Origin of the sequence: Candidatus Poriferisodalis sp., assembly GCF_965204195.1 — a bacterium.
In the GTDB taxonomy this organism is placed as follows: Bacteria; Actinomycetota; Acidimicrobiia; order Acidimicrobiales; family Poriferisodalaceae; genus Poriferisodalis.
On sequence record NZ_OZ241975.1, the window covers coordinates 3,041,400 to 3,063,958 of the forward strand.

21 protein-coding genes are annotated in these 22,559 nt (G+C 68.0%); 7 read left to right on the top strand and 14 right to left on the bottom strand.

Annotated elements, in window-relative coordinates; genetic code table 11:
- Positions 1-15: 15 nt before the first annotated feature.
- From ACOGI8_RS13680 to ACOGI8_RS13720, 9 genes are read right to left on the bottom strand one after another with little or no spacing between them, the layout of a single operon-like run.
- Entirely contained in the window at positions 16-1,275 is a 1,260-nt protein-coding gene (locus tag ACOGI8_RS13680) for a cytochrome c-type biogenesis protein CcmH (protein WP_419854343.1), read from the bottom strand.
- Positions 1,272-2,075, bottom strand: a complete 804-nt coding sequence (locus ACOGI8_RS13685; RefSeq protein WP_419854344.1) for a TlpA family protein disulfide reductase — start codon at positions 2,073-2,075, stop codon at positions 1,272-1,274. The genes ACOGI8_RS13680 and ACOGI8_RS13685 overlap by 4 nt, the downstream gene beginning before the upstream one ends.
- A complete protein-coding gene (locus ACOGI8_RS13690) occupies positions 2,072-4,036 on the bottom strand; it encodes a heme lyase CcmF/NrfE family subunit (protein WP_419854345.1) in 1,965 nt (654 codons plus the stop codon). Before ACOGI8_RS13690 ends, ACOGI8_RS13685 begins: the two co-directional genes overlap by 4 nt.
- Positions 4,033-4,596, bottom strand: a complete 564-nt coding sequence (locus ACOGI8_RS13695; protein WP_419854346.1) for a cytochrome c maturation protein CcmE — start codon at positions 4,594-4,596, stop codon at positions 4,033-4,035. Before ACOGI8_RS13695 ends, ACOGI8_RS13690 begins: the two co-directional genes overlap by 4 nt.
- Positions 4,589-4,756, bottom strand: coding sequence for a hypothetical protein (locus ACOGI8_RS13700; RefSeq protein WP_419854347.1), 168 nt, complete (start codon positions 4,754-4,756; stop codon positions 4,589-4,591). The genes ACOGI8_RS13695 and ACOGI8_RS13700 overlap by 8 nt, the downstream gene beginning before the upstream one ends.
- Complete coding sequence (ccsA, locus tag ACOGI8_RS13705; protein ID WP_419854348.1) at positions 4,753-5,580, bottom strand: cytochrome c biogenesis protein CcsA; 828 nt, start codon at positions 5,578-5,580, stop codon at positions 4,753-4,755. Before ccsA ends, ACOGI8_RS13700 begins: the two co-directional genes overlap by 4 nt.
- 8 nt (positions 5,581-5,588) lie before the next feature.
- Positions 5,589-6,257, bottom strand: coding sequence for a heme exporter protein CcmB (locus ACOGI8_RS13710; RefSeq protein WP_419854349.1), 669 nt, complete (start codon positions 6,255-6,257; stop codon positions 5,589-5,591).
- Complete coding sequence (locus ACOGI8_RS13715) at positions 6,247-6,927, bottom strand: ATP-binding cassette domain-containing protein (protein WP_419854350.1); 681 nt, start codon at positions 6,925-6,927, stop codon at positions 6,247-6,249. The genes ACOGI8_RS13710 and ACOGI8_RS13715 overlap by 11 nt, the downstream gene beginning before the upstream one ends.
- A gap of 30 nt (positions 6,928-6,957) precedes the next feature.
- Complete coding sequence (locus ACOGI8_RS13720; RefSeq protein ID WP_419854351.1) at positions 6,958-7,176, bottom strand: biotin/lipoyl-binding carrier protein; 219 nt, start codon at positions 7,174-7,176, stop codon at positions 6,958-6,960.
- Positions 7,177-7,284: 108 nt separating this feature from the next.
- Here ACOGI8_RS13720 and ACOGI8_RS13725 point away from each other — a divergent pair, with 108 nt between their 5' ends.
- Genes ACOGI8_RS13725 through ACOGI8_RS13735 form a run of 3 tightly spaced genes read left to right on the top strand, consistent with a single transcriptional unit; the run spans position 7,285 to position 9,740 of the window.
- Entirely contained in the window at positions 7,285-8,196 is a 912-nt protein-coding gene (locus ACOGI8_RS13725; protein WP_419854352.1) for a DUF5317 family protein, read from the top strand.
- A gap of 29 nt (positions 8,197-8,225) precedes the next feature.
- Complete coding sequence (locus tag ACOGI8_RS13730; RefSeq protein WP_419854353.1) at positions 8,226-8,489, top strand: hypothetical protein; 264 nt, start codon at positions 8,226-8,228, stop codon at positions 8,487-8,489.
- Between the two features lie 12 nt (positions 8,490-8,501).
- Positions 8,502-9,740, top strand: coding sequence for a CaiB/BaiF CoA transferase family protein (locus ACOGI8_RS13735; RefSeq protein WP_419854354.1), 1,239 nt, complete (start codon positions 8,502-8,504; stop codon positions 9,738-9,740).
- Here ACOGI8_RS13735 and ACOGI8_RS13740 read toward each other — a convergent pair whose 3' ends face one another.
- Positions 9,741-10,151, bottom strand: a complete 411-nt coding sequence (locus ACOGI8_RS13740; protein WP_419854355.1) for a hypothetical protein — start codon at positions 10,149-10,151, stop codon at positions 9,741-9,743. It abuts the gene before it with no gap.
- A 138-nt stretch (positions 10,152-10,289) separates the two neighbouring features.
- Here ACOGI8_RS13740 and valS point away from each other — a divergent pair, with 138 nt between their 5' ends.
- Positions 10,290-12,917: a valine--tRNA ligase gene (gene valS / locus ACOGI8_RS13745; protein WP_419854356.1), complete on the top strand. Its 2,628-nt coding sequence runs from the start codon at positions 10,290-10,292 to the stop codon at positions 12,915-12,917.
- A gap of 13 nt (positions 12,918-12,930) precedes the next feature.
- Here valS and ACOGI8_RS13750 read toward each other — a convergent pair whose 3' ends face one another.
- Positions 12,931-14,097: a mechanosensitive ion channel family protein gene (locus tag ACOGI8_RS13750; protein WP_419854357.1), complete on the bottom strand. Its 1,167-nt coding sequence runs from the start codon at positions 14,095-14,097 to the stop codon at positions 12,931-12,933.
- Between the two features lie 65 nt (positions 14,098-14,162).
- Between ACOGI8_RS13750 and ACOGI8_RS13755 the strand changes: the two genes are divergently transcribed.
- Together ACOGI8_RS13755 and ACOGI8_RS13760 are read left to right on the top strand one after the other, a co-directional pair.
- Positions 14,163-14,990, top strand: coding sequence for an enoyl-CoA hydratase/isomerase family protein (locus ACOGI8_RS13755; protein ID WP_419854358.1), 828 nt, complete (start codon positions 14,163-14,165; stop codon positions 14,988-14,990).
- A gap of 44 nt (positions 14,991-15,034) precedes the next feature.
- Complete coding sequence (locus ACOGI8_RS13760) at positions 15,035-15,820, top strand: enoyl-CoA hydratase (RefSeq protein ID WP_419854359.1); 786 nt, start codon at positions 15,035-15,037, stop codon at positions 15,818-15,820.
- Between the two features lie 31 nt (positions 15,821-15,851).
- Here ACOGI8_RS13760 and ACOGI8_RS13765 read toward each other — a convergent pair whose 3' ends face one another.
- Positions 15,852-16,880 (bottom strand): ribosome small subunit-dependent GTPase A, encoded by a 1,029-nt coding sequence (locus ACOGI8_RS13765; protein ID WP_419854360.1) that lies wholly within the window; start codon positions 16,878-16,880, stop codon positions 15,852-15,854.
- Positions 16,881-16,944: 64 nt separating this feature from the next.
- Entirely contained in the window at positions 16,945-18,516 is a 1,572-nt protein-coding gene (locus ACOGI8_RS13770) for an ABC transporter substrate-binding protein (protein ID WP_419854361.1), read from the bottom strand.
- Positions 18,517-18,964: 448 nt separating this feature from the next.
- Between ACOGI8_RS13770 and ACOGI8_RS13775 the strand changes: the two genes are divergently transcribed.
- Positions 18,965-20,206, top strand: a complete 1,242-nt coding sequence (locus ACOGI8_RS13775) for a DNA recombination protein RmuC (protein ID WP_419854362.1) — start codon at positions 18,965-18,967, stop codon at positions 20,204-20,206.
- Here ACOGI8_RS13775 and ACOGI8_RS13780 read toward each other — a convergent pair.
- A complete protein-coding gene (locus tag ACOGI8_RS13780; RefSeq protein ID WP_419854363.1) occupies positions 20,203-22,539 on the bottom strand; it encodes a xanthine dehydrogenase family protein molybdopterin-binding subunit in 2,337 nt (778 codons plus the stop codon). The genes ACOGI8_RS13775 and ACOGI8_RS13780 overlap by 4 nt on opposite strands.
- Positions 22,540-22,559 lie beyond the last annotated feature (20 nt).

The window sequence follows — 22,559 nt, forward strand, 5'->3', positions numbered from 1 at the left end:
AGGTTCTGCGGTCGGCTATTCGAGTTCAGCCTGCATTTCTGTGATGGCGGTTTCGAGGGCGGCGGCCATTGCGGGGGGCGGGTTGCGTTGCAACGCGGCGCCGTAGTAGCCGATGGCAGCTTCGAGGTCGCGCTCGATGAAGCGGGCTGTGTAACCGCGGAAGACCCACGGATCGAACTCGCCGGGATCGAGCGCCACGGCGGCGTCGAGCGACGCAATGCCGGCGACAATGAGCTCGCGGTCCGGGATGCGCACCAGCAGCCAGCCGCGCAACGCCAGTGCCTCGGTGTCGCTGGGGTCGTCAGCGAGGACTCGGTCGAGATCCACGAGGGCCGACTGCAGATCGCAGCCGGCCGCGGGAGCATCGGTTGCCTCACCTGCGCCGGATGGGTCTTGCGATGACGCCGATTCGCAGTGACGCAGGTGTAGGCGGGCTGACAGTACGAGCGCGCCGCGCAGGTCGGGATCGAGCCGGAAGATCTCCTCCAGCGTGGCGCGGGACTCATCGAGCTGGTTCGCCGCGAACTGACGCTGTGCATCCACGAGCAGCGAGCGGGCCGAACGGTCGATGTCGCCCGTCAGGGTCTCGCCCGACAGGCGTAGCCCTGCCGAGCGCGCCACCAGTACCCCGGCCACCGCGCCCACGAGCACCAGTCCGCTGACTGTGACGACAGTGGCGCTGCGCCAGCCGGATCTGCGGTCACGGCTGCCCGGCGGGTTGGGGTCAACCGCTGCGGTGGATCCGTCGCCGTCAGCCCCGTTTCCACCAGCGCCGACTGCTTCCTCGACGCCGTCGCCGTCAGACAAATTGCCGTCAGCGTCGACAGCACTGGCCCGGGCCTTCCAGCGGCGGGTCGCGGCCCACAGCCCTGCCGCGGCCGCGGCGAAGGCAGCCACGGGCAGCGCCCACACCAGCGTGCCCACCCCCTCCCCCGGCGGCAGCGCATTCACGTCGTCGCCGTAGGCGGCAGCAAGGTCGGCCCTGATCTCGGCATCGCTGCGGCCGGCACTCACCCACAGATCGATCTGCCGGCGCATGGCTGCCGCCGCTGGTGCATTCGATTCAAGGACGCTCTGGCCGTCGCAGACCGGGCAGAGCGTCGCTTCCTTGAGCTCGTAGGCACGCTCGGCCTCTGTCGCCGGCGGGCGCGACGATGTCGCGGCGAGAACGGCGGCGATGACGGCTACAACGGCGATGGCAAGCCAGCCGATGCGCCGCAGTCCAGGACCGCCTCGGGTCGGCGGAGCCGGCGAAGACGCCCCGATGTCACTCATGGCGAGCTCAGAGGCTGAGCCCCGGGCCCGGGTGGCCCGTGAGCCCGTGCCCAATCAGAGCCGGGAACAAGAGCAGGAGATGATGGGGCCGCTGCATCACCATTCGCGGCGCCCAGCAGCAAGGCAATGACCGCATCGGGATCGTCGGCGCTGATCTGCCCCTGCCAGCGAGCTGCCACGATGCCGTCGGGTGTGATCAGGAACGACTCGGGCGGCCGCAGCACGCCGAACTCCACCGCCCAGCGGGAATCGGGGTCGTCGACTACCGACCAGTCGCCGCCGAGGCGTTCGTAGAACGCAATCGCGTCGGATGTGCGGTCGCCGAACGGCACGGAAACCAAGACGCCATCGTGGGAATGGCGAGCCGCCCACGTCGCAAGCGCAGGGTGTTCGCGGTCGCACGGCACACACCACGACGCAAAGAAGTTGACCAGCACCCACCGCGGATTCGACGACAGCGGGCCCACGGCGTCGATGTCGAATCGCGCTACGTCATCGGGACCGATCCGCACCCCCGGCAGGGCCCGCGCGCCGCCGGCGTCGAGGAACGAATCGGGCGGCCAGATGAGCTCACCTCGCAGTGGCGGGACCAACTCGCCGATGAGCGGGCTCGCGGCGCGAATGCTGCCGCCATCGGAATCCCGAGTCGCCAGCAGAGCGATCAGGCCGGCGGCCACCAAGCCCACGAGCACTGCCGCAACCCGTACCCACGAGCGGCTCCGTCGCCTTCCCGAGTCGCTGCTGTTGCCGGATGGAGCCTGCGGCTCAACGCTCGATGCATCGTTGGGTGGCGGCGTCACGACTCGCGCGCCCCGACGGAATCCGCGGTTGAGCCAGTGCGGCGCGGGACGCGGTCGCGTGCGCCGATGCGGGTCGGCACCAGGACAGCGGCAATGCCCAGCACGAGCACGGCACCGCCCAGCCACATCCATGCCACGAGCGGTTTGATGAGCACACGCAGCGCTACGTCGCTGTCTCCTTCTTCGGGGATGGTGGCCAGCGACAGGTACACATCGTCGATCAGGCTCGTGGCCACAGATGGCGTCGAGATCGGCTGGCCGAATTCGGCGAAACGCGTCACGGCCGGCTCGAAGATGCCCCGATCTTCGACGTCCACTCGCACCCGCACGACCCGGTTGCCATTCTCTATTTCATCGGTGAGCCCCAAGTAGGTGACTTGGTGGCCCGCGACCACGCCGGACTCCCCCGGCGACAGCGTGAACTCGCCTTCAGATCCGTATGCGCTCGACGCGATGAACCCGAAGGCGATCACGGCGACCCCGATGTGGGCGATCATTCCGCCGCCGGTGCGTCCCAGCAGTCCGCGCCAGCCATTGCGCCGCACGCCCAGCCACAGCAGCCGCGCCGCGCTGCCGATGACGAAACCGCCCATGCCCAGCGCCAGCACCTGCCACAGACCGTGTGCTCCGGCCCATACCGACAGCACCATGGTCAGCGCTCCTGCCCCTGCAGGCCACACGAGCCGCTTCGAGCGAAGCTCAGCCGGCGTGTCGCGCCAGTTGAGCGCCGGCGACAGTGCCATGAGGCCGAGCAATGCGATGCCGACCGGTGCGAGCATCCGGTCGAAATAGGGCCGCCCCACCGCCAAGCGCTCGGACGCGACCGCCTCGGCCAGGAGCGGGAACACCGTGCCGAGCATCACCACGAATGCTGCGACGGCGAAGAGCAGGTTGTTGCCGAGGAACGACCCTTCCCGGGACCAGATCGACCCCAGGCTGGCCGGGTTTCGCAGCGCCTCGCCGCGCCAGGCCACCAGCACCACCCCGCTCACCACGATCACCGCAAAGAACGCCAGCAAGATGGGCCCCAGCGACGACTCGCTGAACTCGTGCACCGATTCGAGCACGCCCGAGCGCGTGAGGAACGTGCCGAAGATGGTCAACGCGAACGTCACGATGAGCAGCGACAGGTTCCACACGCGCAGCATCTGGCGGCGCTGCTGGGTGATCAGCGAATGCACGAAGGCAGTCGCGGTCAGCCACGGCAGCAGCGAGGCGTTCTCGACGGGATCCCACGCCCAGTAGCCGCCCCAGCCCAACACCTCGTAGGACCACCAGGCGCCCAGCATGATCCCTGCGCCCAGGCTGCCCCACGCCACCAGCGTCCAGCGGCGGGTATCGGCCAGCCAGCGGCTGTCGAACTGGCCGGTGATGAGCGCGGCGACCGCGAACCCGAACGGCACGGTGAACCCGACGTACCCCAGGTACAGCATCACGGGGTGAATCGCCATCAGCGGGTGGTTGCGCAGCAGCGGATTCAGGCCGCCGCCGTCCGCAGGAGGATCGGCGAGCGTGCCGAACGGGTTCGCCGGACCAGCGAGCAGGGCGAAGAAGAAGATGCACACGCCCAGCATCACCGCAAGCGCCCAGGCAACCGTCGGTTCTGATGTCCGGGCGCGGAAGCGCCATGCCGCGGCGCCCACATAGCCGCACAGCACCAGCGCCCACAGCAGGATGGATCCTTCGAGCGCGCCCCAGAGCGTGGCGATCTTGTAGATGAGCGGCGTGGCGATGGTGGAGTTGCGCGCCACGTACGCGAGCGAGAAGTCGTCGCTGAGCAGGGCAAACTCCATCGCTCCCACGGCCAGCGCGCAGCCGCCGGCCATGGCCGCGATCCACGCCAGCGCCTGGCGGCACCGCTCGGGCTGCCCCAGCACCCTGGCGGCGACGAGCGTTGCAGCCCCGCCGAGCGCGCTGACGAGGCCGATGGCCACGCCAAGCGTGCCCAGCACGGCAATCACAGCCGGGGCACCTCAAAGGGACAGTCGTCCAAGAAGCCCTCGGGAGCCTCGTTCGGGTCGGGCAGACGGCCTTCGTTCGCCGCCACGTACTCGTTGGTGTGCTTCACGAGCATGTTGTCGCTCGAGAAGAAGTGCGTATCGCGGCCGGCAACCGTCACCACGTCTCCTGGCACCCAGCGCCCTTCCAGCACCACCGGTATCCACGGCGACTCGAACAGGTCCGGAGGATCGACCGAGTGGCGCACCGCAACCGATGCGCAGTCGTGAATCACTTCGAACGTGGTCACGCCGCCGTCGACGTCCACCGAAGCGGGCACCACCCGTCCCTGCAGGCGAAAGCGCCGGTCGCCCAGCTCGACCCGCTCTGCGATGGCCTCGTCGGCATTGCGGAAGAACAGCGTGGCGTTGCGCAGGCCGGCAACCGTGGCCGCCCCGCCAGCAATGAGCAGCAACAGCACGAAGGCGCCGATCACGACCTTGCGCCGGCGACCCATCTGCCGGCGCGCCGCCGCGCGATCATCCGGCGCCTCCAGCGGGTGCCGCGGGCTGAGGTCAGTCATAGGGACGGGACTCGTCGCCGCCGTCGGAAACGGGGCCTCCCGCACCGATCCCCAAGTCCCGGCCGAGCGTGCGTCCGCGGCGGATGACCCACAGGACATAGGCGGCGGTTGCCGCCGCTGCGAGCACGTAACCCGAGAACACGTTCGCCGCGTGCGTCACAGGCCCGCCGCCTGCTCGTCACGACGCTGGGCGAGAAGTTCTTCCAGCGATGCCTCCTCGGCGAGTTCCTCGAGGCGCAGCACCCGGTAGCGGTGAATGCCGATCCACAGCGCCACCACCGTGAAGGTGGCCCAGGAATACAGGAGCGTCCAGTACATCTCGCCAGTGATGTTGCGGTCGCCGCCAGGCTCGAGGTTCAGGCTGGCCTCTTGATGCAGCGTGCGCCACCAGTCCACCGAGTAATGCACGATCGGCAGGTTGACGACCGCGATGAGCGCCATCACCGCCGACCTGCGGGCCCGGGCACGCGACTCGGCCGGGAGCCGGCGCAGCGCCAGGTACCCCAAGTAGGTCACGAACAGCAGCACGGTCGTGGTGAGCCTGGCGTCCCACTGCCAGTAGGTGCCCCAGGTCACCTTTCCCCAGAGCGAACCCGTCACCAGCGTGAGGGCCGTGAACAGCACTCCAAGTTCGGCAGCCGCGCCGGCGACGCGGTCCCACCGCCGAGCCTGCCGATCGGCGATGACGCCGTGGGTGCCGCCGGTGCCGCTGCGAGTGCGCCACAGCACCCGAGCGCTGGCGAATGCGGTCAGCACGAAGCCGCCATAGGCCACCCAGATGGAGGGCACGTGGACGTACATGAGCCGCACTGCGTCGCCCTGAACCGCATCGGCGGGTGAGATCCACAGCGCCAGCAGCGCCATCACGCCCACAGCGGCGATCGCGACCACGCCCAGCACCCGGGTGGCGACGCTGCCGGTCATCGACAGGGAAGCGGCTCGCTGCGCCTGCTGGCGAAGGTCGGGCTCAGGGGTCTCGATCATCGGGTGATTCAGGCGTCTTCCAGCAGAGGGCCGGCTGCGGCCCAGCCCACTGCGATATAGGTGACGAGCACCACTGCGAGCAGTGCTGTCCAGCTCCAGCCTTGGTCGGCGCTGGTCCCGAGCGCCACATCGAACGCCCGGGTTCCGGCCAAGAGCACCGGTGCTGCCACCGGGATCAGCAGCAGCGGGAGCAGGGTATCTGCGGACCGCAGACCTACCGTCATCGCCCCGTACAGCGTTCCGCAGATGGCGAATGCAGCCATGCCGCACAGTCCTGCGACCACGATCAGCAGCCAGTCGTGGACCGTCACCGAGTAGAGCACCAGCAGGCCCGCAGCAGCGAAAACGCCGACCAGCACGAGCTGCAGGGCCAGCGCCGCAGCCTTGCCCCAGAGAATGGCCGCTGGCACGAGCCCACCCAGACGCAAAGCGTCGAGGTTCCCGCCTTCGGCTTCGATGTCGAAGCTGCGCTTCGCCCCGAGCACGGCCCCAAAAAGCACTGCCACCCAGAACAGGCCGCCCGCCCCTGCACCCAGCAAGGAGGGGTTCGCGTCGAGGGCGAATGCGAAAACGACCAGCACCAGCAGCACGGTCGGGACGATCTGGATGAGGGTGACGCGAGCTCGCCACTCGATGACCAGGTCCTTGCGGCAGACGAGCCAGATCTCACGCCACATCGGTCGGGCCAGTCGTCGGTGGCACGGGTGCAGTCGGGTCGACGCGGCCGCCGGCCAGCATCACTTGGCGAGCGGCCGCAACGCGAGTGCGGCCGGTCTCATGCGTTGCGAACATCACGGTGGCGCCTGCCTCGACGGCATCGGCCAGCAGGTCATCGAGCGCGTCGCGGCTCACGGTGTCAAGCCCGGCATGGGGCTCATCGAGCAGCCACAGCCGCGGGCGTGCAATGGTCAGGCACGCCAGCGCCACCCGTCGTTGCTGACCTTCCGACAGCCGTCGAATGGCAACCTCGCCGAGACGGCCGCCGAGTGCAAAGCGCTCGATCGCAGCCGAAACCTCGCCCGGGCCGGCGCGGTGCACGTCAGCGCTGTGGCGCAACTGATCGTCGACCCGCAGATCGCCGTACAGGGGTGACCGATGCCCCAGCAATCCCACATGAGGCCGCACTGAGCGACGTTGCGCCCTCAGGTCAAAGCCCAGCACCTCGGCGCGCTCGCCCCGCACGGGCACGAGCCCCGCACAGGCCCGGAGCAACGTGCTCTTGCCTGCTCCGTTGGGTCCTCTCAGGCACACCATCTCGCCGGTTTGCACGCTGAGATCCACGCCCGCCAGTGCGGGAAAGCGGTCCAGCAGGGCAACGACGCCCTCGAAGGCAACGGCAGCGCCCACGGAACGTCAAGGCTACGGCCGAGCGTCTGTTCAGGACGTGGCGACCACCGCAAGCACATCGCCTTCGGCGACGGAGTCGCCTTCGGCCACACGCATCTCCGCGAGCGTGCCGCCTTCTGGTGCAGTGACCGGGATCTCCATCTTCATGGACTCGAGGATGAGCAAATCGTCGCCGGCGGCGACGGCGGTGCCCACCTCGGCGACCACCTTCCACACGGTCGCAGTCAACTCAGCTCGAACGTCCAGCACGTCGTCTCTCCTCCACGGACCCGGGGCGTAGGGCCGGCGCAAAGCTACAGGGCCGCCTGCTGTCACATCCCCGAACGCTCGCGCGCCACTCGGTATCTTCGGAACGCGGTGTCCTTCATCGCGCTCGTGACCCTCATCGGATTCGGCGTCGGCTTTGCCGTTGCTCTTGTGACCGGCCGCACGCCGGCCGAGATTCTCAGCAGGCTTCGAGGGGTGCGAATCCACCACTGGCCGGTGCTGGTGCTCGGAGCTGTCCTGTCGCTTGCCGTCGGGCTCGACACCAACATGCTCGCCGGTCGGTTCGCCCTCGGCATCTCGCTGGCGCTGCTGCTCGCCGGGTGCCTGCTCAACCGGCACATCGCTGGCGCGAGCGTCGCCGCAATCGGCATGGCTGCGAATCTCGGCGTGCTCCTCGTGAACGGTTACGTGCCGGTGAGCGAAGGTGCCGTCGTGGCCGCGGGCATCATTGATTTCGACGGGATCGACCGGGTGCTGCTCGGTGCGGCACGCCGGTGGTCGGACGACGCGACGATCGCTGCCTGGCTGGGCAGTGCGATCCCGCTCGCGCCGCTGAGAGACGTCATCACACTCGGCGACCTGGTGACCGCGGCCGGCTTGGCGAATGTCGGATTCCGGCTGATGTGGCCCGGCGCCCGGGATCTGCAACGACTGGCGGCGGTGGCGTACAGCGACTTCGACGACTACGACGACACTTCGGTCGTGCTGAGGCCGGCAGGGCAGCGCACGACTTTGGAGCATCCCCCGTTCGTCGGCGAAGCTGCAGCCGCAACCCACGAGGCGCCAGCACCCGTCGCTGCTCCGGCCGAACCCATCCCGGTGCCCGTACCCAGCGAACCGGCCTGGGCGTCGCGGGTCGAGCCGGCACCGTGGCCGGCCCCCGCTCCGTGGCCCCATGACCCGCAGGCCGATGAGCCAAGCACCTATCCGACCGGGACACCCGACCGGGTCTCGGGCGACGAGCCAACGGAGAGCCACGATCCCCATCTCTTCGGAGCCTGAACGCCGCAGCGTGCCGAGATAATGGGACCGTGGACGACGTTCTCGCTCGGCGAGCCCGGCTGAAGCGGATCACCAGCCTGGGGCAACGGACCGGGTACGGCCTCTATGCCGCGTCGCTCATCTGCGGCGTCATCGGCATCCGCTGGGGGTACACGCCGCTGCTCAGCACGCTGATCGCTGTGGCGCTCGTGGTGGGCTCGATGCTGCTCGCGCCCACCATCATCATGAGCCACGGCATCAAGGCCGCCGAGCGCGAGGAGCGCCAAGCGGCTGCCGCCGGATCGACTGAGTAGAAGAGGCTCTTGATGTCAGACACTGCAGGCACTGCCGCCGCGGCCGCCAACGAAGCGGCCGGAGCCCTCGACGGCGTACGTGTGGTCGATCTCACCACCGTGCTCATGGGGCCCATGGCGTGCCGGATGCTGGGAGATCACGGCGCCGACGTGATCAGGGTGGAATCGCTCGACGGAGACTCGACGCGCAACGGCCTGCCTGCCCGGTCTGCCGGCATGTCCGGCTTCAGCCTCAACATCCAGCGCAACAAGCGCTCGCTCGCGCTCGACCTCAAGTCCGACGCCGGGCGTGCAGCCATGCAGCGGCTGCTTGCGAGCTCCGACGTGCTGATCACCAACATGCGGGCCGCGGCACTCGAACGCCTCGGCCTCGACGCCGACTCCCTGCGAGCACAGCATCCGCAGCTCATCTGCTGCCGTGCGAACGGCTACGGCAGCGGGGGCCCATACCGCGACAAAGCGGCATACGACGACGCCATCCAAGCCGCGTCCGGCCTGTCGAACCTGATCGGCCGCATCGCAGGCGAGCCCGGCTTCGTCCCGTCGGTGATCGCGGACAAGGTCACCGGGCTGCATGTGGTGGAGGCCGTGCTCGCGGCCCTGTTCCATCGGGAACGGACCGGCGTGGCCCAGGCCATCGAAGTGCCCATGTTCGAGACGATGGTGGCCTTCAACCTGGTGGAGCACTACCGCGGCGCCGTGTTCGAACCGCCCGAGGGACCGTTCGGTTATGACCGGCTGCTCACGCCGCACCGGCGGCCCTACCCCACAGCCGACGGCTGGGTGTGCCTGCTGCCCTACAACGACGCGCAGTACCGAGCCTTCTTCGCGTTCGTCGAGCAACCTGAGCTGGCTGATGATCCGCGCTTCGCCGACCACAACTCGCGGATCGCTCACATCGACGAGCTGTACGCACTGTTCGGGGAGCTCTCGGTGCGTCGCACCACCGACGAGTGGATCGCCTACTGCGATACCCACTCGATCCCGGCCGCGAGAGTCATGGACTTGGCAGACCTTGACGCGGATCCTCAGCTCGCCGCCGTGGGCCTCGTCAGCATCTCGGAACATCCCACCGAAGGCGCGTACCGCTATGTGGCCGATCCGGTGGTCTACTCAGCGACGCCGACTCGGCTGCGCCGCCATGCCCCGCGGCTGGGCGAGCACGCGCTCGAGATTCTCAGCGAGCTGGGCTACGGCGGCGGCGAGATCGACGCGCTGCTCGACCAGGGCGTCATCGTGCTGCCGGATTGATCAGTCGCCGCGGCCGCCAATGCCCTTCTTCAAGGCGCTGATTGCAGCGTCTCGAACCGGGATGAAGGCAACGAGAACTATGGCAGTCGCTACGTCCATGCCAAAGCGGCCCAGCGACAGCATTTCCATGTTCGTTCCGAATCCCAGATTGAGCACATCGTTCGCACCGTTGATCTGAGAGATCAGCACGAACAGGTACGCCCAGATCAGGTTCAGATTGCCTCCGATAATCGGAATCGACTTCAAGGTGTCGTTCACCTTGACCGTGTCGAGGACGCTGTCCACGACCACCATCGCACCCTGGAACACCATGCCCAGGATGATCAGCGTCAGAATTGTCGCCATCATGCCAATCGACCCCCTTTGGTCGGCAGTACGGCTGAAGTTGCCGACCGCCCCCGCAGGCGGCAACCACCGCACACACTAATCTGTTTCATTGCTTTTTTGTGACAGTTTCATGACAGCCCCGGATACATTGGCGAAGCACTTCGCATCTGACGGGTGCTCGGGATCGGCCTCTGGCGCAGCGCGCCGGTAGCTTTGCGGCGCATGACGCAGGTGCCCGACAAGCCCACCGTCGACGGGCTCGAGGCGAAGTGGTCGCAGTGCTGGGAAGCCGACGGCGTGTACCGCTTCGATCGCACCGCCACCCGCGAGCAGGTATTCAGCATTGACACCCCGCCGCCGACCGTGAGCGGTTCGCTGCACATGGGGCACGTGTTCAGCTACACCCACACCGACAACATCGCCCGCTACCGGCGCATGGCCGGCTACGAGGTCTTCTACCCGATGGGCTGGGACGACAACGGCCTGCCCACCGAGCGGCGCGTCCAGAACTACTTCGGGGTGCGCTGCGACCCCTCGCTGCCCTACGACGGGAACTTCGAGCCGCCTGCTGACGGCGGCGATGCCAAGGCAGTGGAAGCCCGCGGCGAGCTGGCGATCTCGCGCCGGAACTTCATCGAGCTGTGCCACGTGCTCACCGCCGAAGACGAGCACGCCTTCGAGGCCTTGTGGCGCCAGCTCGGGCTGAGCGTGGACTGGTCGATGACCTACGCCACCATCGACGAGCGCTGCCAGCGGATCGCACAGCGCGCATTTCTGGGGAATCTCGAACGCGGCGAGGCGTACCAGATCGAAGCGCCCTCGCTGTGGGATGTCACCTTCGGCACTGCTGTGGCCCAGGCCGAGCTCGAAGACCGCGAGCGCCCCGGCGCCTACCACCGCATTGCATTCCACCGCAGCGGCTCGGAAGGATCACGCAACGACAGCGTCGAGATCGAGACCACTCGACCGGAGTTGCTGGCCGCATGCGTGGCGCTCGTGGCCCACCCCGACGACGAGCGCTACCAGCCGCTATTCGGTTCGACGGTGATGACCCCGCTGTTCGGCGTGGAAGTGCCGGTGGTGGCGCACAAGCTGGCCGAGCCCGACAAGGGCACCGGCATCGCCATGATCTGCACATTCGGCGACACCACCGACGTGACGTGGTGGCGCGAGCTGGACTTACCCGTGCGCGCCATCGTGGACCGCCGGGGCCGCATCACCCCCGACCCGCCGCACGGCATCGACGGAGCCGCGGGCCGCGAGGCGTATGAGCACCTGGCCGGCCGGACGGTGGGAGGCGCTCGCACCGCAACGGTCGAGTTGCTGCGAGACGCCGGCGATCTCATTGGCGAGCCCCGACAGATCACCCATGCCGTGAAGTTCTTCGAGAAGGGCGACCGGCCGCTGGAGATCGTGTCGAGCCGCCAGTGGTACATCCGCAACGGCGGGCGCGACGCCGAGCTGCGCGACGCGCTCATCGCCCGCGGCTCGGAGATGACCTGGCACCCGCCGTACATGCAGGGCCGGTACACGAATTGGATCGAGGGCCTGAGCGGCGACTGGCTGATCAGCCGCCAGCGCTACTTCGGGGTGCCGATTCCGCTGTGGTACCCGCTCGACGACGCCGGCGAGCCGATCTGGGAACAGCCGCTGGTGCCCGACGGCAGCGTGCTGCCGGTCGACCCGTCCAGCGGCGTGCCGGCCGGCTACGACGAGTCGCAGCGGGGCAAGCCGGGCGGTTTCATCGGCGATCACGACGTGATGGACACGTGGGCCACGTCATCGCTGACGCCGCAGATCGCCTGCGGCTGGAGCGAGGACCCCGACCTGTGGGAACGCACCTACCCGATGGACATGCGCCCCCAGGGCCATGACATCATCCGGACCTGGCTGTTCTCGACGGCGGTACGGAGCCATCTCGGGCATGGCTGTGCCCCCTGGCATCACTGTGCCCTGTCGGGCTGGATCCTCGACCCGGACCGCAAGAAGATGTCCAAGTCCAAGGGCAACGTGGTGACCCCGGTCGACCTGCTCGACACCTACGGGGCCGATGCCGTGCGCTACTGGGCCGCCAACGGCCGTCCCGGCACCGACACGGCCTTCGACGAAGGGCAGATGAAGATCGGGCGCCGGCTGGCGATCAAGCTGCTGAACGCAGCGAAGTTCGCTCTGACACTGACCGGCGGAGCGAGTCCCGGGGCGGCCACAGGCGTCGGTCCAGACGGTCGTGCCGGCCCGGTGCGCAACGCACTGGATGCAGCGCTGCTGGCTGAACTCGCCGGGCTGGTGCGAGCCGCTACTGACGCCTTCGAGAACTTCGACTACGCGCGCGCGCTCGAACGGTCGGAACAGTTCTTCTGGCGATTCACCGACGACTACGTGGAATTGGCCAAGGGCCGGGCCTATGGCGGGCAGGGCGACGAGGCAGCGGCTGACGCGCATCTCACCCTCACGACGGCGCTCGACGTGCTGCTGCGACTGTTCGCGCCGTTCCTGCCCTTCGTCACCGAGGAGATCTGGTCGTGGTGGCGAGGCGGTTCAGTGCACCAGTCGACGTGGCCCGATGCAGGAGAGATCGACGCGCTCGTTCCCGACCATCCCTCGGGCGCTTTCGAGCTCACTGCATCGGTGCTCAGCGAGGTTCGCCGGGCCAAGACCGAGGCCAGGCGCAGCCTTCGCGTGCCCGCAGAGCAGGTGACGGTGGGTGCCGCGGACGCGCACATCGCCACGCTGGAGCAGACGCGCGCCGACCTGATCGATGCCGGACGCATCGAGAGCCTGACGTTCGTGGCGGATGGCTCGCTGGCTCACCCCGAAGTCAGCGTGACGCTCGCGCCGGCCGACGCCTGAATCGCCGCAGCAGCTACAGGTCGCTGTCGGCGCCGTCGGTGTCGGGGTCTTCGGCCTCCATCGGCGACGCCACGGTCTCGAAAGCGCTGACACGCCGCTCGCCGCTCTCGCCATCGGGCTCGCCGCTGCGCACCCAGACCGTCCGCTGCGGGAACGGGATCTCGATGCCGGCCTCGTCGAATGCGGCCTTGATGCGCCTGCGCATCAGGCGCGCCGTTGCCCACTGCTCGGATGGTTCGGTTTTGAGCATGACCCGGATGGTGACGGCATCGGCACCGAAGGCCTGCACTCCCGAGAGGGTGGGTTCTTCGAGCACTGTGGTGCTCTCGCCTTGCTCCTGCCATACCTCGTCCGCGACTCGCTTGATGATCGCCATGGCCTCATCGAGGTCGGTGTCGTAGGCCACGTCGAGGTCGAGCGGCACCCGGGCCCACAGCTGCGACATGTTGCCCACCCGGGCGATGGCGCCGTTGGGCACATGCCAGACCGTGCCGGCGATGTCGCGCAGGCGTGTGGTGCGCAGCCCGACCGACTCCACCGTGCCGACCGCATCGCCGAGATCGACCACGTCGCCGACGCCGTACTGATCCTCGATCAGCATGAACACACCGGTCAGCAAGTCGCGCACAATCGACTGCGCGCCGAAGCCGACGGCGACACCGATGATGCCGGCGCCTGCGATGAGCGGCCCGAGATTCACGTCGAATTCGCCGAGCAGCATCATGAGCGCAACGGCCCAGATGATGGTGGTGGCGATGCTCTTGAACAGCGTGCCCAGCGTCGTGGCCCGCTGGCTGGCGCGCTCGGTGCGCTCACGCAGCTGCTTCATCTTCTCGGCGAGCCGCTCGGGGTCCCAGGTTCGGCCCTCTTCGGCGGTGCGGGCGGCCTCGTCCTCCTCGGCGTGCTGCTTGTCCGACGCGATGCGCTCCACCATGTGATCGATGGCGCGGCGCACGACTCGCCGGGCGATGACGGCCAGCAGCAGGATGATCAGCACCGTGAGCGGCTTGTCCACGATCCACACCGAGGCCGACGCGAAGCCCTCGCTGCCCGTCCAGTCGTAGATGCGCTCGCAGACCCAACTGGGCTCGGGGCCGCACACTTCGTTGACGCGACTGACTTCCAGCAACGCGTTGACCGCGTCGGTCGCCGATTCGGCCTGTGCAAGAAGTCCGGTCATCTGAGGGAGCCTAGGAGTCGCTCCCGACGCGGTGTGCCGACCGCCGGATGTCTAGCATCGCCGCGATGTCAGAGGACCTTGCAGGCGACAGCACCGACAATCGCACGCCGATAGACGACCCCAATGCGGCCGTGCTCTATGAGATCGCGGGTGGGGTGGCAACGATCACGCTGAATCGGCCCGACTACCGCAACGCGCTCAGCGTCGAGATCGTGAACGGCGTCGGCGATCACTTCGAAGCGGCACTGGCCGACCCTGGAGTGCGAGCGATCCTGTTCACCCATGTGGGCAACACGTTCTGCGCTGGTGCGGACCTGCGCGCCGCCCAGCCCGGTGTGCCCCAGCCGACGCTGCGCCACAACTTCGTGGAGATCCTCGAGAAGATCATGACCTGTGACAAGCCTGTGGTGGGCCGGCTGGCAGGTCATGTCACCGCCGGCGGCGTGGGTCTGGCTGCAGCGATGGACATCTCCATCGCCGCCGACGACGCCATCATCGGCTTCACCGAGGTTCGCATCGGCGTGGCGCCCGCCGTGATCTCGGTGGTCTGCCTGCCGAAGCTGCGCCGTGCCGATGCCAGCGAGCTGTTCCTCGAGGGCGAACGGGTGCCTGCCCCCCGAGCAGCGGCGGCCGGGCTGATCAATCGAGCGGTGCCGCGCGACCTGCTCGACGACGAAGTGACGGCAACGCTGCGTCGCCTGGTGCGGGGCGGCCCCAACGCGCTGGCCAATACCAAGCAGCTCGTCACGAAGGTGCCGCAGATGCCCCGGGACGAGGCATGGGAGTGGACGGCCGAATTGAGCCAGCGGCTGTTCCAGAGCGACGAGGCAGCCGAGGGCATTGCCGCATTCCGCGAACGCCGCGACGCCGGCTGGGTCCCGCCCGAATCCTGAGAAGAGACGCAGCTGATCGGCTTCGGGCGATAGCGTCGGCCGCCGTGAGCGGGCAGGTGCATCTCGAACGCGACGGCCATGTGGGCCGCATCATTCTCGACCATCCGGAGCGGCACAACGCCATCAGCGCGCAGATGTGGAACGGCATCACCGACGCCGCGACCGAGCTGGAGAACGACCGCGAGATCCGGGTGGTGGTGATCCGCGGCGCCGGTGAGCGCGCGTTCGCGGCAGGCGCCGACATCAGCCAATTCGGCGAGCAGCGATCTGACGCAAGCGGCAACCGTGACTACGACGACACGACGTCGAGAGCGCACGCCTCGCTGCTGGGACTGTCCAAGCCGCTCATCGCTGCCATTCACGGCTATTGCATCGGCGGCGGTCTCGCGGTGGCCCTCACGGCCGACCTGCGCGTCGCTGCCGAGGATGCGCAGTTCACGATCCCCGCAGCCCGCCTCGGACTCGGCTACGGCGCAGCCGGCATCGGCACGCTGATGCGGCTGGTCGGGCCCTCCGCAGCCAAGCGCATCTTCTTCCTGGCCGACCGTTTCGGCGCGCAGGAAGCCCTGCAGATGGGTCTCGTCAACCGGGTAGTGCCCAAGGCGCACCTCGAGGCGTCCGTCACCGAGTGGACCGACCTCATCGGCCAGAACGCCCCGCTGACCATTGCTGCCGCCAAGGCGGCGCTGACCCAATGGCAGAAGCCGGAGTCTCAGCGTGACTTCACCGAGGTGGAGGCAATGATCCGGGCGTGCTTCGACAGCGAGGACTACCAAGAGGGCGTTGACGCGTTCATGAACAAGCGCCGACCCGAGTTCAAGGGCCGCTGAGCGAATCTCGGCGCCGCGTGAGAGTCGCGTCTCAGCGAGGGCTGCTCTGATCGCCCAATCGATCCCCCGCCATGTCGGCTACGAGTTCGAGGTAGGTGCTCAGGCGCTCGGCTGCGAGTTCACCGGATTGCACCGCAGCAATGACTGCGCAATCTGGCTCGACCGTGTGCGAGCAATCGGCAAAGCGGCAGTGCTGAGCGAGCTCCGTGACATCACCGAACGTCTGCGCCAGGCCGTCGAGCACCGTCGCCCCTGCCGGGAGGCCCAGATCGCCGCTCCAGGGGATCAGATCCTGCAAGCCCGGGGTGTCGACGAATGTCCCCCCGTCGGGTCCGCCGACCGGAACGAGCTGGCGCCGCACTGTCGTGTGCCGTCCGCGGCCGTCTGGACTCAGCGGGGCGACTGGCACCACATCGGCTCCGGCGAGCTGGTTGACCAGCGACGACTTGCCGACCCCGGACGGTCCACTGAGCGCGACCGTCGCGCCGTCGCCGGCCAGGGCGCCGAGGCTGTCGAGCCCGCGGCCGTCGAGCGCGCTGGTTGCCAGGATCGGCACGTCCGCCGCTGCGGAGCCGAGCCGCCGTCGCAGCGCATCGACGGTCGCCTCGTATTCGGCGTTCGACACCGTGTCGATCTTGTTCACGACGATCACGGGTCGAGCGCCACCGCCGAATGCCGCTGTCAGATACCACTCGATCCGGTGGCCGATTCCGACGCTCGGTGTCGCCGATCCAGCCGTGTCCGCCAGAGCAGCACCGCTGGCAAATGCGGGCGTCATCACCACCGCAAGCACATCGGCATTCGCTGCCACCAATTGCGGTTTCGCGTGCGGTCCCGCAGCGCGCCGGCACAGCAGCGAACTGCGGTCCAGCACGCTGGTGATCGCCACACGGCGGTCATGCCGTGCTTCGAGCGTCCGGACAACCCAGTCGCCGACCGTCGGATAGTCGAATGGCGTGCGGGCCGCCCGGCGCATGGCCGCATCGAGCGCTCCGATCATCGCACCGGCGTCGTCGACGAGTTCGTAGGCGCCGCGATGCTCGACCGCGACCCGGCTCACGCCATGACCCGGCGGAACCTGCGGCACAACAGCTCGGCGCTGCCAACCGAGCTGCGCAGTACTGTCACTCACGGCGCAGCCACACCTCGTCGTAGCGACCCACGCCGAGTCGTTGCCCTTCGACCAGGCTGCCGTCGGGAAGCGACATCCGCCCCAGCCCGGCCACATCCGCCGTCGCCGCTACGACGCTCGACGAGTAGGCCAGGAACACGTAGGGGGCTTCGTTGGCGAGTTCGGTCATGAACTGTGCAACGGCGTCGCGCCGGTCGTCTCCCGCATCAGTCGACTTGATCAGGCTCACCAGGGCGCTTAAGTGCTCGCCGGTGACGTTGGATGCGTTCAGCGGCGTGGTTCGCACCGGGCCGACGGCGGCCGATGCCAACACCGCGGGGTCAGACTCGCCGCCGACGCGCCAGCACGTTGCGCCGAAGTCGCCGGCAAAGGAGGGGCTCTGGACCACCGAACCCATGACCCGGCTGATGAGCCCCGTGCGGGCCAGCGTCTCGACGTCGACGTCGATGAGATCGGTGCTCTCCCACTGGCGTTCCAGTTCGGCGGTCATACGGCCGAGGGCGAGGTCGTCGGTGCACAGCACCCTGACCCGCACAGGCTCGCCGGGATCCCGGCCGTCAGAGCGTTCGGGATCCTCCGTGTACTCACGCAGCAGCGAATGGGCGCGCTCGGCGTCATGGGTCGGCCAGGCCGCTGCGACCTCCTCCGAGTACCAGATGCTTGCCGGCGACCACCACTGCGTCGCGGCCAGCCAGTCGACGTCTGGGCCGAGTGCAGAGACAAGCCGGGATTGGTCGGCGGCAGCCAGCAACGCTCGCCGTACGCGGATGTCGTCGAGCGGGGCGCGCAGCAGGTTGAACAGCACCACTCCTGCGTTGTCGTCGAATCGCTGGACGGCAGTGAGCCGACGGCCGCCGCCGTCAGTTGCCGCGGCGACCGCCGTGGACAGCTCGGCCGATCTTGACGTCAGGATGTCGCCGCGGCCGTCGAGCAGTGCTTCGAGACGCTGGCGCTCGTCAGGAATCTCGGTGAAGACGATGTCGTCGGCCCAAGGCAGTGTCGAGCCGTCCGCGGCTGTGCGCCAGTAGTCGGGGTTTGCCTCCAAGACCGCCGGCTCCCCCACCGACCAGCGCCGGAAAACGAACGGCCCGGTGCCGACCGGCGCTCTGGCGAAGGTCTCCGGCTCGGCCTCGGCGGCGACGATCGAGAAGACCCGCCCGACGGGGCCAGCCAGTGCAGCGGGAAGACCGGCGTTGGGTTCGCCCACTTCGATGACCAGCGTGAGCTCGTCGACGAGGATGACCGAGGTGATGCGAGCCTCCCGCAGGTGGCTGCTGCTGGCTCTACCTGAGCGCAGGTAGTCATCGATGCCGGTCTTGACCGTGAGCGCGTCCAGCGGCTCGCCGTCGGTGAAGGTGATACCCGGCCGCAGCCTGACCGTCCATCGCTGCAATGAAGGGTCCGCGGACACCGACTCCGCCAGCCAGGGTTCCACCGATCCGTCGGGCGCCACGACGGTGAGCGTCTCGAGCACATGGTCGAGCACATTGCGGCACGACCATGCGCAGACGTGATCCCACGGTGTCCAGCCGGTGATGGGCGTGGGATCGGCAGCCAGCAGCACGCGCAGCGTGCCCCCCCGGCGTGGGGACGCGTCGGTACCTGACGGATCCTCCGGTGCGGTTCTGCGGATTGACTGCGTGGTAGCTGGCGGAGTCTCTCCCGTCGCGTCGGATGCGCCGCCGATCGTCGCGGGAGCAGCAGGGACTTCAGGTGCCTCGTCGACTGCCGGATTGCACGAGGTCGCCAGCAGCAGAGCCGTCGCAAGGGCGGCCGCGCCGGATCGCCAGCGTCTCAGGAGCCCGGGCCCTTGCCGCTGGAGGCCCATGAACGCGTCCTGGCGTTTGTGCCGTGCACCGTTGCTGACGCTAGTGGCGCGATGATCAAGGCCAATTGCGGCTAGGTGCATGAGCGCCTTCGTGTCGCAGCCCCTAGCTAGACATTGAGCAGCGCAACTTGGTTCGTCGCGTTCGCAGGAAGCGCACGCCGGCCACCTTCAAGGAGTGAGCCATATGTCCACCGGTCTTGCGGTCGTGCTCGGAGTGATAGTCGGTCTGGTCGCCGGTGCGAGTGCCGTATGGGCCGTGCTGTCCCGCCGCCTAGCCAATGAGAAGGTCAAGCGCGAGCGGCTCACGGGCGACATCGCCGAACGTGACCTTGAGCTGGCCAGGACAGGAGCCGCTCAGGAAGCGCAGCGTGGCCTGGAGGAAACACGTTCGGAGCTAACCGAGCAGTTCAAGGGCATTGCCGCACAGATAACGGCATCGAACCGGGACGCGTTTCTCAAGGAGCTCGACTTGCTGACGAGCCGCCAGACCAAGGAAGCGGAGAAGAATGTCAGACAGCTTCTCGATCCTGTTCATGCCGATCTACGCGACTTGCGCAAGCACGTCGATCGAGCCGAGAACGCTCGCGAGAGTCTTGCAAGCGAAACGCAGCAGCTGCGTCAGGTGCTCGGCGACTCTCGGATGCGTGGGGCGTGGGGCGAACAAGGGCTCCAACGAATCGTGGAGCTGGCAGGACTGCGGGAGCGGGTCGACTTCGTGACCCAGACCGCCATCGGTGCTGACTCGCAATTGCGCCCCGACATGGTCGTTCATCTTCCAGACGATGTGGACGTGGTGATTGACGCCAAGGCACCCCTAGACGCGTACAAGCGGGCGATCGAAACCAACGACGAACGAGAACGCGACGAGTACTTGCGTCAACATGCGGAAGCCCTCAGGAGCCGTGCCAAGGAGTTGGGCGATCGCAACTACGCGAACTCCCTAGAGAACGCTCCCGAATTCGTATTGATGTATGTGCCGACCGATCCGATCTTGGACGCGGCGATCGACGCAAGGGAAGACATCTGGGAAGAGGCCTGGACTAAGCACCGCGTCCTGATTACCAGTCCGAGCCTCTTGATCGCTGTACTGAAGTCGGTGGCGTTCGCATGGAAACGGCGCAGTGTCGAAGAGAATGCCAAGCAGATCGCACAACTTGGCCAGAGGCTTTACGAACGCCTAGGCACCCACATCTCCCATCTCGAACGTGTCGGGACCAATCTCGGGAGGGCGGTCACCGCGTACAACCGGAGTGTTGCTTCGCTCGAGGGCCGGGTGCTGGTCACTGCTAGAGAATTCGACAAGCTGGGGGCGGTCGAAGCTGGCACTGAAATGCCGGATTTGGAACAACTCGAAGCCGGAGTACGGCCGCTTACGGCACCGGAACGTCGTGCAATTGAGGAAGCCGACGAACGTGAGACGCCCTAGTTGTTCGAGGACGATGCGTCGGTGATGGCTTGCCAGACGCGCTGGGGGGTGAGCGGCATGTCGATGTGGCGGATCCCCAGGTGGGCGACGGCGTCGACGACAGCGTTCTGGACGGCGGGCGTGGCGCCGACAGTGCCCGACTCGCCGATGCCCTTGGCGCCGAGCGGATTGATGTGCGTGGGCGTCTCGAGCACCACGCGGTCGAAGAACGGCAGCTCTGCCGCAGAGATGATCGGGTAGTCGGCGAAGTTCCCGGTGAGCGGGTTGCCGTCGGGGTCGTAGACGAACTCCTCGTACAGCGCCTGGGCCGCACCTTGTGCGAGTCCTCCGTGCACCTGCCCGGCTGCAAGCAGCGGGTTGAGGATGGTGCCGGCATCGTCGCAGGCCACGAGCCGGCGAAGCTCCACCTCGCCGGTGTGGCGGTCGACCTCCACCACGGCGACATGGGTGCCGAAGGGGAACGTGGGTGCTTCGGAGTCGAACACCTCCTCGGCATGCAGCAGGCGCGGCCCCGCAGCCCTGTCGCCGTCCGAAGTGCCGTCGCTCTCTGACGCCTCGGCGGCCGACGCGAGGTGTTCGGCGATCGCCGTCCAGCCCACTGACACCGCCGGCGTGCCCACGACATGGAAAGCGCCGGCCCCGGTGTCGAGCGTGATGTCCGCTGGGTCGGCTTCCAGCAGGGTCGCCGCCACCGATCGGGCCTGATCGACCAGCGTGCCGGAGGCTTCCCAGATGGCCGTACCTGCCAGCTGCACCGAACGTGAGCCGCCGGTCACCTCGCCGCGGGGCACCTCGTCGGTGTCGCCATGGACGATGTCGATGCTCTCCATCGGCACGCCGGTGCGGTCGGAGATGAGCATGGCCCACGAGGTGTGGTGGCCCTGCCCGTACGGCGATGAGCCGGTGCGAGCCACGATGCGACCGCCCGCAAGCAGTTCGACTGCCCCGTACTCGGAGCGTCCGATGCCTGCGGTGCGCTCGACGTAGGTCGCCAATCCGATGCCGAGCAGCTTGTCGTCGCCGTCCGCACGGCGGCGGGCCTGCTCTGCACGCAACTCGCCGTACCCGGCCGCGTCGAGCGCAGCATCCAGGCTGGCTTCGTAGGCGCCGGTGTCGTAGGGCATGCCGGTGCGGGTAGTGAGCGGGAAGACTTCCGGTTGCAAGAAGTTCTTCCGGCGCACCTCGGCGGGGTCCATGCCGATCTCGGCGGCGAAGACGTCGACGGCACGTTCGATGGCCGCCGCCGCTTCGGGCCGGCCGGCGCCGCGGTAGGGACCGGTCGGCGTGGTGTTGGTGAGCACCGAGACCGAGGTGAAGCCCAGCGTGGCGATGTCGTAGCAGCCCGCGAGCATCGCCCGACCGTTGTTCGGCAGCGCCGCGCCCATGTTCCCGTAGGCGCCGGCCTGCTGGACTACGTGCACCGCAAATGCTGTGATGCGCCCGTCGCGGGTGCCGCCGATGCGGCAGTACTGGATCTGCCCGCGGCCGTGCACGAGACCGACCATGTCGTCTGTGCGCGAGGGCACCCACATGACTGGCCTGCCGGTGCGTGCTGCCAGCCAACCCAGCAGCGCTTCCTCGGGATGCGGCCGGGCCTTGGCCCCGAAGCTCCCTCCCACGTCGCGCGAGAGCACACGCATCTGGGACCGGTCGAGTTCGAGCATCTTGGCGAGACCGGCGCGTACCGGGTGGGGTCCTTGGCCGGCGTTGACATGGTGCAGGCGTCCGTCGTCGGCCCAGCGGCTCGCCGCAACGCGCGGTTCCAGCGGGCACGGTGCGATGCGGTTGTTGATCGTGCGGACCTCGGCGACCGCTTCGCATGAGTCGAAATCGGCCTGCTCGTCATCGAGCGACATGCGGATGACGACGTTCGGTTCGGCCATGCCGTCGAACAGCGCCGGGCCCTCCAGCGCTTCTTCAGGATCGACGAGCGCCAGCAGCGGCTCGTAGTCAACGATGACCAACTCCGCTGCGTCGATCGCCGCGGCCGGGCTGTCCGCCACCACGACGGCGACGGGCTCGCCCACGAACCTCACCCGGCCCGCAGCCAGCATCGGGCGCACGATGGCCGCGTCGAACGCTGGGTTCGGCGACGGGTAGGGCGCCAGATTGACATCGGCTGCCGTGACGACATCGACCACACCGGGCGCGCTGCGGGCCGCGCTCACATCGATGCTGCTGATCTCGGCGTGGGGAACCGTTGACGTCACGTAACAGGCGTGCGCCATGGGTTCCCAGTCGGCGTCGGCGGTGAGATTGGCGACGAACTGTCCCTGGCCGCGCAATAGCGACTCGTCCTCGCGCCGGACGACAGATGTTCCTCGCAATGACATGAATCAGCTCCGATTGCCCG

What these genes read in the sequence shown, in the direction of transcription:
- ACOGI8_RS13710 (WP_419854349.1), bottom strand. Translation starts at nt 6,257, where the DNA reads ATGTGGCGTGAGATCTGGCTCGTCTGCCGCAAGGACCTGGTCATCGAG.
- ACOGI8_RS13735 (WP_419854354.1), top strand. Translation starts at nt 8,502, where the DNA reads ATGTCAGACACTGCAGGCACTGCCGCCGCGGCCGCCAACGAAGCGGCC.
- ACOGI8_RS13695 (WP_419854346.1), bottom strand. Translation starts at nt 4,596, where the DNA reads ATGACTGACCTCAGCCCGCGGCACCCGCTGGAGGCGCCGGATGATCGC.
- ccsA (WP_419854348.1), bottom strand. Translation starts at nt 5,580, where the DNA reads ATGATCGAGACCCCTGAGCCCGACCTTCGCCAGCAGGCGCAGCGAGCC.
- ACOGI8_RS13780 (WP_419854363.1), bottom strand. Translation starts at nt 22,539, where the DNA reads ATGTCATTGCGAGGAACATCTGTCGTCCGGCGCGAGGACGAGTCGCTA.
- valS (WP_419854356.1), top strand. Translation starts at nt 10,290, where the DNA reads ATGACGCAGGTGCCCGACAAGCCCACCGTCGACGGGCTCGAGGCGAAG.
- ACOGI8_RS13755 (WP_419854358.1), top strand. Translation starts at nt 14,163, where the DNA reads ATGTCAGAGGACCTTGCAGGCGACAGCACCGACAATCGCACGCCGATA.
- ACOGI8_RS13680 (WP_419854343.1), bottom strand. Translation starts at nt 1,275, where the DNA reads ATGAGTGACATCGGGGCGTCTTCGCCGGCTCCGCCGACCCGAGGCGGT.
- ACOGI8_RS13775 (WP_419854362.1), top strand. Translation starts at nt 18,965, where the DNA reads ATGTCCACCGGTCTTGCGGTCGTGCTCGGAGTGATAGTCGGTCTGGTC.
- ACOGI8_RS13750 (WP_419854357.1), bottom strand. Translation starts at nt 14,097, where the DNA reads ATGACCGGACTTCTTGCACAGGCCGAATCGGCGACCGACGCGGTCAAC.